This is a genomic window from Janthinobacterium sp. CG_23.3, assembly GCF_046115965.1.
Classification (GTDB): Bacteria; Pseudomonadota; Gammaproteobacteria; order Burkholderiales; family Burkholderiaceae_D; genus Janthinobacterium.
The window spans coordinates 19259-35276 of sequence record NZ_JBJXIB010000028.1; the positions used below are offsets into that span (position 1 = coordinate 19259).

Here is a 16018-nt window from a genome sequence, read left to right on the forward strand (position 1 = left end):
CCTTTCAACGCGCGCCGCGGCGTTTTGGCTCCGTGCCACGCGCGCGGCTTTGTTATGATGGCGGTTTTGATCCATTCAAAACACGCCCATGTTCGATTTCCTCTTTAAGCGCTCCGCTAGCAAACCGTCCGAACCGCAGCCTGTCGTGGCCGTGCCCGCCGCCGCGGCCCAGGCCGCCTCGCGGCGCGCCGAGCAGGTGGCCGCGGCCCAGGCCCTGGCCGGCGACGAGGCGGCGGCCGTCGCCCTCATCCTGGGCGGCGACTACGCCGACGCGCGCCTGATCGCCGCCGAGCATGTGCGCAGCCAGGGCGCGCTGGAACAAGTCCACCAGGCGATGCGCAACACCGACCGCCGCGTGGCCAAGCTGATGCAGGGGCGCCTGGACCTGATCCGCCACGAGCAGGCCGAACAGCAAAAAGCCCGCAACGCCATCGACCACGCCCAGCGCCTGCTGCGCGACGCGCAACTGAGCCCTAACCAGGTGGCCGAGCTGGACCGCCAATGGCTGGTCATCAAGGCCGCGCCGGCGCTGGCCGATGAGTTTTCCGCCGCCCGCGCCGCGCTGGGGCAGCGCCTGGAGGCGCAAGTGTCGCTGCAACGCGCCGCCATCGACGCGCTCGCCGAGCTGCGGCAACTGCCGGGCGCCGCGCTGGCCGCCGACCAGGCCGCCGCCGCGCTCGAGCGCATCGCCGCCGCGCACGCCGCGCGCGCCGCCGCCGCCGACTACGCGTCGCTGCCGAAGCACTTGCACGGCGACTTCGCCGACGCGATGGCGCAAGCCCAGAGCGCCGTTGTCGCGCTGACGCAACACCAGGCCGCCTTCGACGCGCGCCAGGCCGCGCTGGCCGACTGGCAGGCGCAGGACGCCGCCGGCCTGAACCTGGACGAACTCAAGCGCGCCTGGCAAGCCTTGCCGCGCCTGCCGGCCAACGAGCTGGCCGCCGGGCTGCAGCAGCAATTCGACGCGCTCGCCGCCAGCGTGCCGGCGCCGCAACAACCGCTGCGCGAAGAGCGCCCGGTAGTAAAGGCCGCGCGGGAGGCGCGCCCGGCCGCGCCGGCCAAGGACGCCGACCAGCACTTCCTGGCCGCGCTCGACGGCATGGAGGCGGCCTTGCAACAGGGCTTGCTGCAGCAAGCCTCCGAGCACGACAAGGTCCTGCGCGATAGCAAGTCCGGTCGCCTGACGCCGGCCCAGTCCGAACGCCTGGCCCATGTGCGCGCCGAATTCAAACGCCTGGCCGACTGGGCCCGCTGGGGCGGCAACGTCTCGCGCGAGGAACTGGTCAAGGCGGCCGAGGACATGCCGGCGCAGGAACTGGCGATGGCCGAACAGGCCAAGAAGGTCGGCAGCCTGCGCGAGCGCTGGAAGTCGCTCGACACCTTGTCCGGCCACGCGCCGAAATCGCTGTGGGAGCGTTTCGACGCCGCCTGCTCGCTGGCCTACGCGCCGGCCGCCCTGCATTTCAAACAACTGGCCGACGAGCGCCACGCTAACGCCGCCAAGGCGCAGGAACTGATCGCCGAAACGCAGGCGCTGGCCGCCGCCCAGAGCGACGACTGGAAGCAGATCGCCGCCGCCGGGCAGCGGCTGCGCCTGTCGTGGAGCCGCCTCGGCACTATCGACCGCAAGGAAAAGAAGCGCCTCGACGGCGAATTCGGCTTGGCGCTGGACGCGCTGGCGGCGCCGCTGGCCGAGCAGCGGCAGATTGAAACGGCGCGGCGCGAGCAGCTCATCGTCGAAGTCGGCCTGCTGAAACCGATGGAGCGCAACACCGTCGACATGCTGCGCGCGCTGCAGGACAAGTGGCAGGAGCTGGCCAAGGCGCTGCCGCTGGAGCGGCGCGCCGAGCAGGCGCTGTGGCAGCGTTTCCGCGCCGCCTGCGACGAGGTCTTCGCCAAGCGCAAGGAAACCGCGCACGCCGCCGACCACGAGCGGCGCGAGCACCTGCACGCCAAGGAAGCCGTCTGCGCCGGCCTTGAAACGGCCGTGATCCCCGACGGCGGCGACGACAAAAGCCGCGCCGCCGCCATCGCCGCAGTGCTGCGCGGGGCGCGCGACGCCTGGCAGCACGCCGGCCCGGTGCCGCGCGCCAGCGAACAGAAAATCGAGCAGCGCTACCACGCCGCGGTGGCCACGGTGCAGGCCCAGGCCGACGCCATCGCCCAGCGCGCCGGCGCGGCCCAGGCCAACGCCCTGCGCGACAAGCTGCGCCTGTGCCAGGCGCTGGAAAACGCCGTGGCCGCGGAAGAGGGCGGCCCGGACGGCGCCGAATGGGACGCCCGCTGGCAGGCGCTGCCGCCGCTGGAGGCGCCGTTCGAACGCGGCCTGCAGGCGCGTTTCGGCGCCGCCCGCCAGGCGCTCGACGGTGGGCGCGCGGCCTACGCCGCCGTGCTCGAATCGCAGCGCGCCACCTTGTTGGAAGAGGTGCTGCGGCTGGAGATCGTGGCCGGCGTCGACAGCGGCGCCGGGTTCGCGCGCGAGCGCCTGAAGATGCAGGTCGAGGTGCTGCAATCGTCGCTGAAGTCGGGCCAGAAGCCGATGACGCAGGCGTCGCAACTGCTGCAGCTGTGCGCGATCCCGGCGCTGGCCGACGAGCGCACCGCCAACCGCATCGAAGTGCTGCTGCGGCGTATCGGCGGCGCCGCCGCCGGGGACGGCAAATGAGCCGCGTGCGGGTGCAGACCGGGGACTTCGACCTGAGCGCCGAAATGGCGCGCCTGCGCGCCGCCAACCCGAAGGTCGGCGCGGTGGTCAGCTTCGTCGGCACGGTGCGCGACCTGAACGAGGGCGCGGCCGTCGCCGAGATGGAGCTGGAACACTACCCGGGCATGACCGAACAGTCGATCGAGGCCATCATCGAGCAGGCGATGCGGCGCTGGCCGCTGTTCGACGCGCTGGTCATCCACCGCGTCGGCCCGCTCAAGCCGATGGAGCAGATCGTGCTGGTGCTGACCACTGCGGCGCACCGCGGCGTGGCCTTCGCCGCCTGCGAGTACATCATCGACTACCTGAAAACCGAGGCGCCGTTCTGGAAGAAGGAACAGACCCCCGACGGCGCGCGCTGGGTCGACGCCCGCGTGAGCGACGAGGCGGCGTTGTCGAAGTGGGCCCGGGCTTGAACTGGCTCGCGGTCGGCGCCGGCGCGGCGCTGGGCGCGTGGCTGCGCTGGGGCGTGTCGGTGGGGCTGGCGAATATGCACTCGCGCCTGGTGCTGGCCACGCTGGCCGTCAACTGGGGCGGCGGCTACCTGGTCGGCGTCGCCATCGCCTTCTTCTCCAGCCACCCGGCGCTGCCGCCGGCGTGGCGGCTGTTCGTCATCACCGGTTTCCTCGGCGGACTGACCACCTTCTCGACCTTCTCCGGCGAAGCGGTGGCCTACCTGCAGCGCGGCGAATACGGCTGGGCCTTCGGCCACAGCGCGCTGCACCTGCTCGGCTCGATCGGCTGCTGCATCCTCGGCGTCGCCACCTGGCGCGCGCTGGCCGCCGGCGCCTGATTGTCGTCGGCCGGGTTAGCCCGCCAAAGCTTAAACCCGACTGGCGTCGGCGGCGGCTAGGCGTCGGGTTACGCTGTGCTAGTCCGACCTACGGAAGCTTCACTTGGCGGCATTGCCGCCGCTCTCTAGCGCCCGGCTAGTTCTTATGGCGTATGCCGCCACACTTGAAAACACCCCGCATGGCCCAATTTGATTGCTAAGATAATCATCAGCGGAGCATCATCATGCGGCAAGACAAACTGACCACCAAACTCCAGGAAGCACTGGCCGACGCCCAAAGCCTGGCTGTGGGCAACGACAACCCTTACATCGAACCGGTGCATCTGCTGACGGCCCTGTTGAACCAGGACGACGGCGGCGCCCGCTCCATCCTGCAGCGCGCCGGCGTCAACGTCGGTGGCCTGAGCGGCGCCTTGAAGTCCTCGCTGGAGCGCCTGCCGAAGGTGTCGGGCAGCGGCGGCGACGTCAATGTCAGCCGTGAATTCGTCGGCCTGCTGAACCTGGCCGACAAGGAGGCGCAAAAGCGCGCCGACCAGTTCGTCTCCAGCGAGATGGTGTTGCTGGCGATGAGCGACGACAAGTCCGACGCCGGCAAGCTGGCGCGCGAAAACGGCCTGAGCCGCAAGGCGCTGGAGGCGGCGATCCAGACCGTCCGCGGCGGTAACAAGGTCGACTCGCAGGAGGCCGAGGGCCAGCGCGAGTCGCTGAAAAAATACACTCTGGACCTGACCGAGCGCGCCCGCATGGGCAAGCTGGACCCGGTGATCGGCCGCGACGACGAAATCCGCCGCGCCATCCAGGTGCTGCAGCGGCGCACCAAGAACAACCCGGTGCTGATCGGCGAGCCGGGCGTCGGCAAGACCGCCATCGTCGAGGGGCTGGCGCAGCGCATCGTCAACGGCGAGGTGCCGGAGTCGCTCAAGGGCAAGCGCGTGCTGTCGCTCGACATGGCCGCGCTGCTGGCCGGCGCCAAGTACCGCGGCGAGTTCGAGGAGCGCCTGAAGTCGGTGCTCAAGGAGCTGGCGATGGACGAGGGCCAGACCATTGTTTTTATCGACGAGATGCACACGATGGTCGGCGCCGGCAAGGCCGAGGGCGCGATGGACGCCGGTAACATGCTGAAGCCGGCGCTGGCGCGCGGCGAGCTGCACTGCGTCGGCGCCACCACGCTCGACGAGTACCGCAAGTACATCGAGAAAGACGCGGCGCTGGAGCGGCGCTTCCAGAAAATCCTGGTCGACGAGCCGACCGTCGAGGCCACCATCGCCATCCTGCGCGGCTTGCAGGACAAGTACGAGCTGCACCACAAGGTCGAGATCACCGACGCCGCCATCATCGCCGCCGCCGAGCTGTCGCACCGCTACATCACCGACCGCTTCCTGCCCGACAAGGCGATCGACCTGATCGACGAGGCGGCCTCGAAGATCAAGATCGAGATCGACTCGAAGCCGGAGGTGATGGACAAGCTGGAGCGCCGCCTGATCCAGTTGAAGATCGAACGCGAGGCCGTCAAAAAGGAAAAGGACGAGGGCTCGCTGCGCCGGCTCGCGCTGATCGACGAGGAAATCGTCAAGCTGCAGCGCGAGTACAACGACTTCGAGGAAATCCTCAAGGCGGAAAAAGCCGTGGTGCAGGGCAGCACCCACATCAAAGCGGAAATCGAGCGGCTCAAGCTGCTGATGGAACAGGCCACGCGCGAGAGCAACTGGGGCCGCGTCTCCGAGCTGCAGTATGGCCGCCTGCCGGAGCTGGAAGCCCAGCTGAAGCAGGCCGACAGCGGCGTACTGGCGGCGGCCGACAAGAGCGGCAAGCCGAAGCTGCTGCGCACCCAGGTCGGCGCCGAGGAAATCGCCGAGGTGGTCTCGCGCGCGACCGGCATTCCGGTCTCGCGCATGATGCAGGGCGAGCGCGAGAAGCTGCTGCACATCGAGGAGAAGCTGCACGAGCGCGTGGTCGGCCAGGACGAGGCGATCACCGCCGTGGCCGACGCGATCCGCCGCTCGCGCGCCGGGCTGGGCGACCCGAACCGGCCGTACGGCTCGTTCATGTTCCTGGGGCCGACCGGGGTCGGCAAGACCGAGTTGAGCAAGGCGCTGGCGACCTTCCTGTTCGACACCGAGGATTCGATGATACGGCTCGATATGAGCGAGTTCATGGAGAAGCATTCGGTGGCCCGCCTGATCGGCGCGCCGCCGGGCTACGTCGGCTACGACGAGGGCGGCTACCTGACCGAGGCGGTGCGGCGCAAGCCCTACAGCGTGATCCTGCTCGACGAGGTCGAGAAGGCCCACCATGACGTCTTCAACGTGCTGCTGCAGGTGCTCGACGACGGGCGCATGACGGACGGGCAGGGGCGCACGGTGGACTTCAAGAACACGGTCATTATCATGACCTCGAACCTGGGCTCGCATAAAATCCAGGCGATGGAGAGCGACGACCCGGGCGTGGTCAAGCTGGCGGTGATGGCCGAGGTGCGCGCGCATTTCCGGCCGGAGTTCATCAACCGCATCGATGAAATCGTGGTCTTCCACGGCCTCGACGAGAAGAACATCGGCGCCATCGCCAAGATCCAGTTGACCATACTGGAGCAGCGCCTGGCCAAGATGGAGATGCGGCTGGAGGTGACGGAAGAGGCTTTGCAGAAGATCGCCGAGGCCGGCTACGATCCGGTGTATGGCGCGCGGCCGCTGAAGCGGGCGATCCAGCAGCAGATCGAAAATCCGCTGTCGAAGCTGATCCTGGAAGGCAAGTTCGGCCCGAAAGACGTGGTGCGCATCGGCGCGCGCAACGGCACGCTGGTGTTCGGCGACAGCCCCGCCGTCGACATCGGCAAGCAGTAAGCGAAGGCGCCGCGGACGTTCAAAAAACCAGGGGCTCTACGCCTTTGGTTTGAATGATGCCAACGGCCCATCGGCGCCTTCGCCAATTTAACCCTGCCGGTACACCGACGCGCCGTGCGGCGCCGCCGCAAACGCCGGCAACTGCTCGGCCTGCGCGGAAAAGCGCTGCAAGGCCGGGAAATCCGCCGCGTTCACCAACTCCGGCACCATCGCCTGAATGAAATGCCAGACCACGCCGGTGCTCACGCCGGCCTGGTCGATGGCGCCGTCGGCCACCGCCAGCGGCGCGCGCAGCAGCTCCGCCTCCAGCTCGGTGCATGCCGCCAGCATCTGCCCGGTCACCCGCGCCACCCAAGGCTGGTGCAGCTTTTCGGCCGGACGCAACTGGCGTTCGTAAATGATCTGCACGCTCTTCTCGCACGCCGCCAGCGCCAAGCCGGTTAGGCGCAGCGCGCGCTGGCGCTGGTCTATCCCCGCCGGGACCAGCGTGCGCCCCGGCGCGGCCAGGCTTTCGGCATAGTCGATGATGAGCGAGGAATCCATCAGTACCACGCCGTTGTCGCACACCAGCGTGGGCGCCTTGACCACTGGATTAATCGCCTGGAACTGGTCGAAGGTGCTGAACACCGAGATCGAACGGTGCTCGAACGGCAGACCGAGCAATTGCAGCGAGACGGCGACGCGGCGCACGTAGGGTGAATCGAGCATTCCAATGAGTTGCATGTTTTTTTCCTGTCGTGTGGTGGGGGGATCTGTGTGGCACGCAATGATGACACGAACTTAACGCAGCCGCAGCGCCATCGATATTTCCTACGATCGTGCTATTTGAATTGCCAATAGTTCTCATTCTCATTTACAATTGTAACTTTATTGCAATATCCGCCTGCCGCGCGCAGGTATCGGCTTTCAGCGGAAGAGACTATGAACAATGCGTATCTATTGGTCGCCGGGCTTGCCGCCCTGTGCTTTTACCTGGCCTCGCCGCACCAGCGGCTGTGGCGCGGCGGGCTCGGCCATGCGCGCAGCCTGCGCGCCGCCGGGGCGCTGGGCGGCGCCGGCGCCGTCGCCGCGGCCGCCGCGCCACTGGGTTTCTGCGCCGGCCTGTTCGCCGCGCTGGCCGTCTTGATGCTGGCGCTGGTGGCCTTGCCGTACGTGGACCTGTACCGGAGAACGCGCAATGTGGGCTAAATCGCTGGCGGCCGGCTTGCTCGGCTTTCCCCTGGCGGTCGGCCTGGTTGGCCTGGTCGCGCTGCTCGGGCCGGGCAGCTGGGAGGCGCGCACGCTGCCGATGCTACTGCTGTTTTTCCCGATCTGGGTCGGCTGCATCGCCGCCGCCTTCCTGTTTCAAAGCGGTCTGCGCGCCTGGGCCTGGATGGGCGGGGCGACGGCGCTGTGCTTCGCCCTGATGCATCTCGTTAAAACGTCCGGTCTGGTGAGTCTGCCCGTATGACATCGTCGACCTTACGCGTGTTTCTCAAAGTACATACCTGGGTCGGGCTGGTGGCGGGCCTGGCGCTGTTCATCGCCTTTTACGCCGGGTCGATCACGGTGTTTACCGATCAGCTGCATGCGTGGGAGCGCCACGACGCGCGCGGCCTGCCGCCGCAATCGATGGCGCTGGCCCAGCCCTTGATCGACGCGGTGTTGCAAGCCCATCCCGCGGCGGCCGACGGCTTCCGCCTGCAACTGCCGGGTCCCGACGAGCCGCGCCTGGTGTTGGCGTGGTACGAGGAGCGCAAGGCGGCCGCGGCGCTGACGCACCGCTTCAGCCTGTCGCAAGAGGGCCGCCTGGTCGAGCACGCGGCGCAGTCGGAGCTGGCCGCGCTGGTGTATCAGTTGCATTACACCGCCGGGTTGCCGCGCTCGTGGGGTATCTACGTGCTGGGCGTGGTGTGCGTGCTGTACGGCGTGGCGCTGCTTAGCGGCGTGCTCATCTACGCGCCGGCGATGACGAAAAACCTGTTCGCGCTGCGGGCGGGCAAGAATCTGAAACTGTTCTGGCAGGACGCGCACAACGCCATCGGCATGCTGTCGCTGCCGTTCCACGTGATCTTTGCCTGGAGCGGGGCGGTGCTGACGATTGGCACGCTGATGCTGGCGCCGTTCCAATTCCTGGTGTTCGACGGCAAATTGCTCAATATCATACAGCCCGAGCTGAGCCTGGCGGCGCACCCCGTCGAGACCGGCAAGCGCGCGCCGCTGCTGCCGGCGCAGGTCTTGCTGGCGCGCGCGCAGGCGGCGGCGCCGGGCATGGAGGCGAAGTCGATGCGCTACGACCACGTCGGCGACAGCAGTGTCCAGGTCGAAGTGTACGGTAGCCACGCCGGGCGCGCCCTCAACAACCAGGCCGGGGTGGCCTTGAACGGCAGCAGCGGCGCGGTGTTGCGCGTGGTACGGCCCGACAACATGAGCGCGGGCAACGCTTTCCTGCGCGGCCTGTCGGTTCTGCATTTCGGCAATTTCGGCGGCGCCGCGATGCAATGGGTGTACTTCGCGCTGGGGCTGGCGGGCGCCTTCCTGTTCTATAGCGGCAATTTACTGTGGGTCGAGGGGCGCCGCAAGCGCCACCAGCTTGAGCAGGCCCGCAACACGCGTCTGATGGCGCAGTTGACGCTGGGCGTCTGCCTCGGCTGCATCGCCGGCATCTCGGCGATCTTCCTGGCCAACAAGCTGGCGCCGCAAGGCTGGGGCGGCTTGGCCGTGTGGGAGGAGCGCGGCTACTATGGCGTGTTCCTGCTGAGCGTGGCGTGGGCGTTGGCGCGGCCGCCGGCGCGCGCCGGCCACGAATTGCTGCTGCTGTGCGCGCTGCTGACCGCGGCCATTCCGCTGGCCAACGGCTGGGCCAGCGGCGAGCATCTGCTGCGCACGCTGTGGCAGGGCCAGTGGCGGGTCTTCGCGGTCGACGCCGTGGCGCTGCTGGCGGCTGCTTGCTACTGGCGCATGGCGCGGGCGACGCTGCGCCGCGGCTTGGGCGGCGACCCGCATAGCGTGTGGGCCTTGCCGGTCGCCGCCGCCGCCGGCGCCCTTCCTTTTGCCGCCGCCGACGCCCGCGCGGCGCCGCAACGCTAACATGCCGGCGTTGCGCCTCGGCCGCCGTGGCCGTCGGCGAAAAACGCCGACGGCGAGCTGCCGAAGGTTTTCTTGAACATGGCCGAGAACGCCGACTGGCTGGCGTAGCCCAGTTCCTCGGCCACCTGCGCCAGCGGCATGCCGCGGGCGATCATCGGCGCGGCGTGCGCCAGCCGCACCTGCTGGCGCCACTGGCCGAAGCTCAGGCCCAGCTCGCGCTCGAACAGGCGCGCCAGCGTGCGCTCGGACGCGCCGACCTGACGCGCCCAGTCTTCCAGCGTCAGGTTGCTGCCGGGGTTGTCGAGCAAGCCGCCGCACAGGGCCTTCAGCCGCTTGTCCTCCGGCAGCGGCACGCGGATCGGCCGGGTCGCCGAGCGCCCCAGTTCGTCGAGGATCAGCGCCGCCAGCATCGCCTCGCGCGCCGGCGCCTCGCCCGGATCGAGCTGGCCCAGCGCGACGATCAGCTCGCGCAGCAGGCTCGACACTTCCAACACCTTGCAATCGGTGCCGGCGAACGGCGCCCGTTCGGCCAGCACGCACAGCGGGCGCAGTCGGGCTTTTTCCAACACCGTCACCTCGTGCACCACGTGCGGCGCGATCCAGATCGCCCGCAGCGGCGGCACGATCCAGCTGCTGTTCAAGGCCGTCACGCGCAGCACGCCCTCCAGCGCGAACGTGACCTGTCCCCAGCTGTGCTGGTGCGGGCTGAGGAACTCGTCGGCCTGCAGGTCGCGCGCGATCAGCGTCACCGGCCGCTCCGGAGTCGGGGCCTTGCCGGGCGGGCACGGGCGCGTGTGGGTCAGAATCGGGATGGCCATGCGCTTCCTGTTCGGGTTGGCGTAAATTCGATAAATTATGTCCCTTTATCTCGAAACAGTCGATGCCACTTTATCTACACTAGACCTACATACTAGATGCCGGGGTCAATATGAGCACAATAAGCTTGCGCCAGGACGCGCGCGTGATCGGCCTGGTCGGCCTGGCGCACGGCGTGTCGCATTTCTACCATCTGATTTTGGCCGCGTTGTTTCCATGGCTGAAACCGGCCTTCGGCCTGAGCTACGCCGAGCTGGGGCTGCTGATGACGTTTTTTTTCGTCGTCTCCGGCGTCGGCCAGGCGCTGGCCGGCTTCGTCGTCGACCGCGTCGGCGCGCGCGCCGTGCTGTTTTCCGGCGTCGCCATGCTGGGCCTGTCGGCGCTGCTGCTGGCCGGCGCCAACAGCTACCCGGCGCTGCTGCTGGGCGCCATGCTGGCCGGGATCGGCAACAGCGTGTTCCACCCGGCCGACTACACCTTGCTGAACCAGCGCGTGTCGCCGGCGCGCCTGGCGCACGGCTTCTCGGTGCACGGCATCAGCGGCAACATCGGCTGGGCCGCGGCGCCGCTGTTCCTGACCTTCGTCGCCAGCCAGGCCGGTTGGCGCCACGCGCTGCTGTACGCGGCGCTGCTGCCGTTCGCCGTGCTGCTGGTGTTGTTCCTGAACCGCGACGCGCTGCGCCCCGACGTCGTCGCCGCCCACCCGGCCGGGCGCGGTGGCGCCGGCACGCTGGCCTTCCTGCGCCTGCAATCGGTGTGGATGTGCTTTGCCTTCTTCCTGATCACCGCCGTCGCCCTGGGCGGCATCCAAAGCTTCGCCTCGGTCAGCCTGGTGGCGTTGTACGGCATGTCGCTGGCGTGGGCCACCAGCGCCTACACCGCCTACATGCTGGCGTCGGCGCTCGGCATGGCGCTGGGCGGATTCCTCGGCGCCAACAGCGGCCAGCACGACCGCACCATCGCCGTCGCGTTCGCCGTCGCGGCGCTGCTGGCGCTGTTGCTGGCCGCCGCCGTCGTGCCGGCCTGGGCCGCCGTGGCGCTGATGGGCGCGATTGGTTTCGCCGCCGGCATCGCCGGACCGTCGCGCGACCTGATGATCAAGGCGGCGGCGCCGAAGCACGCCACCGGCCGCGTCTACGGCGTCGTGTATTCCGGCCTCGACAGCGGTCTGGCGCTCGGCCCGCTGCTGTTCGGCGCGTTGATGGACGCCAACCGCCCGGCCTGGGTCTTCGTCTGCATCGCCCTGTTCCAGGGGCTGGCGATCGTCACGGCGGTGGGGCTGGGCGGCAAAACCCGCGCGGTGCAACTGCAAAACGCTTAGAATTGTCGGCATCTTGATAACCGAGCGGACCTGACCATGACTTTTGCTACCACCGACCTGTGCGACGACAACGGCCAATTGCTGGAGGACGGCAGGCTGGCCGTGCTGCCGCCGCTGTTTCGCCATTTCGGCAAACAAGTGCGCTTCAGCGGCCGCGTCACCACCCTGAAGGTCTTCGAGGACAACGCGCTGGTGCGCGCGATGCTGGAAACCCAGGGCAACGGCAACGTCCTCGTCATCGACGGCGGCGGCAGCCTGCGCCGCGCGCTGGTGGGTGGACAGCTCGGCCTGCTGGCGCAGGATAACGGCTGGTCCGGCATCGTCGTCGACGGCTGCATCCGTGACAGCGAGGAAATCGACGCCTGCGAAATCGGCGTGCGCGCGCTGGCCGCCCATCCGCGGAAAAGCGGCAAGAAAGGTGCGGGCGAGCGCAACGTGCGGGTCCACATCTGCGGCGTGCCGGTCAACCCGGGCGACTGGATCTACGCCGACGCCGACGGCATCCTGGTGGCGCAACAGAAGCTGGCCTAAGCCGGCGCGCTTGCGCCGGACAAAAAAATGCCCCGTATGACGACGGGGCATTTTTTTCGCGCGGCCGGGCGGCTGCCGCGCTAGAGCGATGATTACTTGGCTTTGCGGCGGCGGGCGACGAAGCCGATCATGCCCAAGCCGGCCAGCAGCATGGCGTAGGTATCGGCTTCAGGCACGGCCGACACTGGCGTGCCGAAGAAACCGGCGTGCGACAGGGCCGAACGGCTATCGGCCTTGACGCCGTTGGTGTCGTATTTAATGCTGGAAATGCCGCCGGCGACCAGGTTGCCGTTGAACAGGTACAGCGAGTAAGCGTTACCTTGTTTCAGACCCAGTACAAACGAGCCGGTCAGCGCTTTGTCGAAGTTGATGACGCCGTCATCGTTGTTGCCTTCGTTTTGCGAGAATGGATTCTTGAGGGCGCTGAAATTTTCGCTGCTGAAATAGGTGTTGGTCGAGAAGCCGAAGCCGCCGCGGGCGACGCTGGTGGCCATCTTGGCGTAAATGGTGTTGAGCTGGTTGTCCATGTTGCCGCTGTTGGCGCCGATGCAGGCGACATAACCCGGCTGGGTGTCGGTCAGCGTGGTGGCGCTGCATGACGGCAAACTTGCCGGAGCGGCGAAAGCTGGAGCGGCGGCGAAGCCGGCGATCAACAGCGCGGAGGCGATGATAGCTTGAATTCGTTTGTACATGATGTTTTCCCCGTAATGTGCCGTGGTAAATAAAAGTTGATGTATGTCAATTGATGTTAGCAATGATACCAGTATTTTTTGACCTTAAGCATAGTTTTGTTGAATATTTTTGGGGCCGCGGGCGGCTGGCGTTTCCTGCAACATAGGCTGGCGCTATTCGGGGGGGGGGGCTTGTGCGGGTGCGGTTTTTTCACGATGCGCGCGGCTTGTTTCACATTATGGAAAATTTCGGCGGGAGGATATTCCTTCACCTCCCACTACCAGGAATTTAGTGCCACATCGTGAAACCGCAATTTTAAGTGCATGAATAGTAAGACAATTCTTTCACTTGTATGTCTTATAGAAGACTATTGCTGCTACGCACAAATGGCCTATCATTTGTTGAACGGATTTTGTTTTCAATTTTTTGTGTGAATAGGAGGGCAACCATGGCAACGCGTGAACAGCAAGTGGCGGAACTGCAAGAAGACTGGGATGGCAACCCGCGCTGGAAGGGCGTGGTACGCAACTACACGGCCGACGACGTGGTGCGCCTGCGCGGTTCGCTGCGGATCGAGCACACGCTGGCCAAGCGCGGCGCGGAAAAGCTGTGGACGCTGCTTCAGCACGAACCCTTCGTCAACGCCCTGGGCGCGCTGACCGGCAACCAAGCCATGCAACAAGTCAAGGCCGGCTTGAAAGCCATCTACCTGTCGGGTTGGCAAGTTGCCGGCGACGCCAACAACGCCGGCGAAATGTACCCGGACCAATCGCTGTACCCGGCGAACTCGGTGCCGAGCGTCGTCAAACGCATCAACAACACCTTCACCCGCGCCGACCAGATCCAATGGTCCGAGGGCAAGGACGTCATCGACTTCTTCGCGCCCATCGTGGCCGACGCCGAAGCCGGCTTCGGCGGCGTGCTGAACGCCTACGAACTGATGAAATCGATGATCGACGCCGGCGCCGCCGGCGTCCACTTCGAAGACCAACTGGCGCCGGTCAAGAAATGCGGCCACATGGGCGGCAAAGTGCTGGTGCCAACGCGCGAAGCGGTGGAAAAACTGACCGCGGCACGCCTGGCGGCCGACGTCATGGGCACCTCGACGCTGGTGATCGCCCGCACCGACGCCGAAGCGGCCGACCTGCTGAGCTCGGACGTGGACGACAACGACCGGCCGTTCCGCACCGGCGAGCGGACCGTAGAAGGCTTCTACAAAACCCGTCCCGGCATCGGCCAGGCGATCGCGCGCGCGCTGGCGTACGCGCCGTACGCCGACCTGGTCTGGTGCGAAACCGGCAAACCGGACCTGGCCTTCGCGAAAAAATTCGCCGAAGCCGTGCGCGCCAGATTCCCCGGAAAAATGCTGGCGTACAACTGCTCGCCATCGTTCAACTGGAAAAAGAACCTCGACGACGCCACCATCGCCAAGTTCCAACGAGAACTGGGCGCGATGGGCTACAAATTCCAGTTCATCCCCCTGGCTGGATTCCACGCGCTCAACTACGGCATGTTCAACCTGGCGCACGGCTACGCCCGTCAACATATGAGCGCCTTCGTCGAACTGCAAGAAGCCGAATTCGCCGCCGCCGAAAAAGGCTTCACCGCCGTTAAACACCAGCGCGAAGTGGGCGCCGGCTACTTCGACGCCGTCACCCAAGCGATCCGGCAAGGGCAAAGTTCGACCCCGGCGCTGCATTGCGCGACCGAAGCCGAACAATTCTTCGACGTCAAAAAAGTTGCCTGAGGCAAGCCTACACCCCCGGGGGCCGGTCTCGACATGGCGCTTTTGTTGTTGGCTTGAAATGCGGTGGCGGGTTCGCGGGGCGTTCGCTTTCGAGCCCTGGGCCCGGGGTCGATGCGGCAACACCGTCATTTCGCGACCTGCCCCCGGGGTTGTTGCGTTGCCCCGCGCTGCGGCTTTTTTTGTCGTTGCCGGCCGTTCTGGTGGATAATGCTGGTAATTACGCGCTGTTTTCGCTGCCCTTTGCTTTTTCTTGACCATCCCTTTGTTCCGATGCCTCGCCTGGCGGGATCTGCAGCGCCCCTCTGATCATTATATTTTTATGGAATTACCAAGCTTATGTTGAGTTACCGCCACGCCTTTCACGCTGGTAATCACGCTGATGTATTGAAGCACTTTGTGCAGATCCAGCTGCTGCAGTACATGAATCAGAAAGATACGGCCTACAGCTATATCGATACCCATTCGGGCGCCGGCGTGTATGCGCTCGACGGCGGTTACGCGTCCAAGAACGCCGAGTTCGAAACCGGTATCGCGCCGCTGTGGGACCGCACCGACCTGCCGCCGGCGCTGGCCGAGTATGTCAATCTGGTCAAGGCGATGAATCCAAGCGGCAAGATGCGCTATTACCCGGGTTCGCCGTATTGCGCCGACCAGGTGATGCGCGAGGAAGATCGCCTGCGCCTGTTCGAGTTGCATCCGGCCGACGCCAAGATTTTGGCCGATAATTTTCGCAAGGTCGAGGCGCACGCCGCCGAGCAGGGCCAGCGCCCGAGTTCGCGCGGCCGCCGCGTGATGATCACCAAGGCCGACGGTTTCCTCGGCCTGAAGGCCTTGCTGCCGCCGCCGTCGCGCCGCGCGCTGGTCTTGATCGATCCGCCCTACGAAGACAAGATGGATTACCGCAAGGTCAAGGACACGCTGGCCGATGCGCTGGTGCGTTTTCCGACCGGCACTTACGCGGTCTGGTATCCGGTGCTGCAGCGCATGGAGTCGCGCCAGTTCGCGCCCAAGCTGAGCCAGTTGCCGGCCACCAATTGGCTACACGTGACGCTGACCGTCAACACGCCCGCGCCGGACGGTTTCGGCCTGCACAGCAGCGGCATGTATGTAATCAATCCGCCGTACACCTTGGAGCCGATGCTGCGTGAAATCATGCCGTACCTGGTGAAGGTGCTGGGCCGCGACGATGGCGCGAAATTCGAGCTGGAAGTCGGCTCCGGTCCAATGCGCGGCAAGGGCACCGGGCCGGTGCGGGCCTTGTCGTCGTTGCCGCGCGCGGGCGGTTCGCTGCGCCAGCCAGGCGCGGCGCCGGCGCGCAAGGACGGTTCGACGCCGCGTCCCGCCGCCACCAGCGGCCGTCCGAGCGGCCCGGCCACCGGCGGCGCCGCGCGTCCGGCCGGCAGCGGCGCGAGGCCGCCACGCAACACCGGACCGCGTCGTCCTTAAGTCGCTTATCAATAAAACCTGTTAAATCGCTAATGTGGCGTATAGTTTTGACTCAGGGGAGGGCGCAGTCCGCCAGCCC

14 protein-coding genes are annotated in these 16018 nt (G+C 66.6%); 11 read left to right on the forward strand and 3 right to left on the reverse strand.

From position 1 onward, the window contains the following. Positions 1-88 precede the first annotated feature (88 nt). From ACFDR9_RS09465 to clpB, 4 genes are all read left to right on the forward strand, one after another. Positions 89-2665 carry a DUF349 domain-containing protein gene (locus ACFDR9_RS09465; RefSeq protein ID WP_409030822.1) on the forward strand — a complete coding sequence of 859 codons (2577 nt, stop codon included), beginning with the start codon at positions 89-91 and terminating at the stop codon, positions 2663-2665. Continuing rightward, on the forward strand, positions 2662-3120 hold the full coding sequence (locus tag ACFDR9_RS09470) for a molybdenum cofactor biosynthesis protein MoaE (RefSeq protein ID WP_409030823.1): 459 nt from the start codon (positions 2662-2664) through the stop codon (positions 3118-3120). Before ACFDR9_RS09465 ends, ACFDR9_RS09470 begins: the two co-directional genes overlap by 4 nt. Next, positions 3117-3497 (forward strand): fluoride efflux transporter CrcB, encoded by a 381-nt coding sequence (crcB, locus tag ACFDR9_RS09475; RefSeq protein ID WP_409030824.1) that lies wholly within the window; start codon positions 3117-3119, stop codon positions 3495-3497. Before ACFDR9_RS09470 ends, crcB begins: the two co-directional genes overlap by 4 nt. Positions 3498-3721: 224 nt before the next feature. Then, a complete protein-coding gene (clpB, locus tag ACFDR9_RS09480; RefSeq protein WP_409030825.1) occupies positions 3722-6337 on the forward strand; it encodes an ATP-dependent chaperone ClpB in 2616 nt (871 codons plus the stop codon). An 87-nt stretch (positions 6338-6424) separates the two neighbouring features. On the opposite strand, the gene ACFDR9_RS09485 is transcribed toward clpB, so the two are convergent. After that, positions 6425-7060 carry a glutathione S-transferase gene (locus ACFDR9_RS09485; RefSeq protein WP_409030826.1) on the reverse strand — a complete coding sequence of 212 codons (636 nt, stop codon included), beginning with the start codon at positions 7058-7060 and terminating at the stop codon, positions 6425-6427. Between the two features lie 198 nt (positions 7061-7258). On the opposite strand from ACFDR9_RS09485, the gene ACFDR9_RS09490 reads away from it, so the two are divergent. The 3 genes from ACFDR9_RS09490 to ACFDR9_RS09500 are packed head-to-tail and all read left to right on the forward strand — an operon-like array spanning position 7259 to position 9406. Next, positions 7259-7525, forward strand: coding sequence for a hypothetical protein (locus ACFDR9_RS09490; RefSeq protein ID WP_017876466.1), 267 nt, complete (start codon positions 7259-7261; stop codon positions 7523-7525). Continuing rightward, positions 7515-7787: a hypothetical protein gene (locus tag ACFDR9_RS09495; RefSeq protein ID WP_409030827.1), complete on the forward strand. Its 273-nt coding sequence runs from the start codon at positions 7515-7517 to the stop codon at positions 7785-7787. The genes ACFDR9_RS09490 and ACFDR9_RS09495 overlap by 11 nt, the downstream gene beginning before the upstream one ends. Positions 7788-7804: 17 nt before the next feature. After that, positions 7805-9406, forward strand: a complete 1602-nt coding sequence (locus tag ACFDR9_RS09500; RefSeq protein WP_409030828.1) for a PepSY-associated TM helix domain-containing protein — start codon at positions 7805-7807, stop codon at positions 9404-9406. On the opposite strand, the gene ACFDR9_RS09505 is transcribed toward ACFDR9_RS09500, so the two are convergent. Continuing rightward, positions 9403-10224, reverse strand: coding sequence for an AraC family transcriptional regulator (locus tag ACFDR9_RS09505; RefSeq protein ID WP_409030829.1), 822 nt, complete (start codon positions 10222-10224; stop codon positions 9403-9405). The two genes, ACFDR9_RS09500 and ACFDR9_RS09505, sit on opposite strands and share 4 nt — an antisense overlap. Positions 10225-10334: 110 nt before the next feature. Between ACFDR9_RS09505 and ACFDR9_RS09510 the strand changes: the two genes are divergently transcribed. After that, on the forward strand, positions 10335-11543 hold the full coding sequence (locus tag ACFDR9_RS09510) for an MFS transporter (RefSeq protein WP_409030830.1): 1209 nt from the start codon (positions 10335-10337) through the stop codon (positions 11541-11543). A 36-nt stretch (positions 11544-11579) separates the two neighbouring features. Further along, complete coding sequence (gene rraA / locus ACFDR9_RS09515; protein WP_017876461.1) at positions 11580-12074, forward strand: ribonuclease E activity regulator RraA; 495 nt, start codon at positions 11580-11582, stop codon at positions 12072-12074. 92 nt (positions 12075-12166) lie between these two features. On the opposite strand, the gene ACFDR9_RS09520 is transcribed toward rraA, so the two are convergent. Beyond that, positions 12167-12766, reverse strand: coding sequence for a PEP-CTERM sorting domain-containing protein (locus ACFDR9_RS09520; protein WP_409030831.1), 600 nt, complete (start codon positions 12764-12766; stop codon positions 12167-12169). A gap of 428 nt (positions 12767-13194) precedes the next feature. On the opposite strand from ACFDR9_RS09520, the gene aceA reads away from it, so the two are divergent. Both aceA and ACFDR9_RS09530 read left to right on the forward strand, forming a co-directional pair. Beyond that, positions 13195-14493, forward strand: a complete 1299-nt coding sequence (gene aceA / locus ACFDR9_RS09525) for an isocitrate lyase (RefSeq protein WP_409030832.1) — start codon at positions 13195-13197, stop codon at positions 14491-14493. 420 nt (positions 14494-14913) lie between these two features. Continuing rightward, positions 14914-15939: a 23S rRNA (adenine(2030)-N(6))-methyltransferase RlmJ gene (locus ACFDR9_RS09530; RefSeq protein WP_232429686.1), complete on the forward strand. Its 1026-nt coding sequence runs from the start codon at positions 14914-14916 to the stop codon at positions 15937-15939. The last annotated feature ends 79 nt before the right edge of the window (positions 15940-16018 follow it).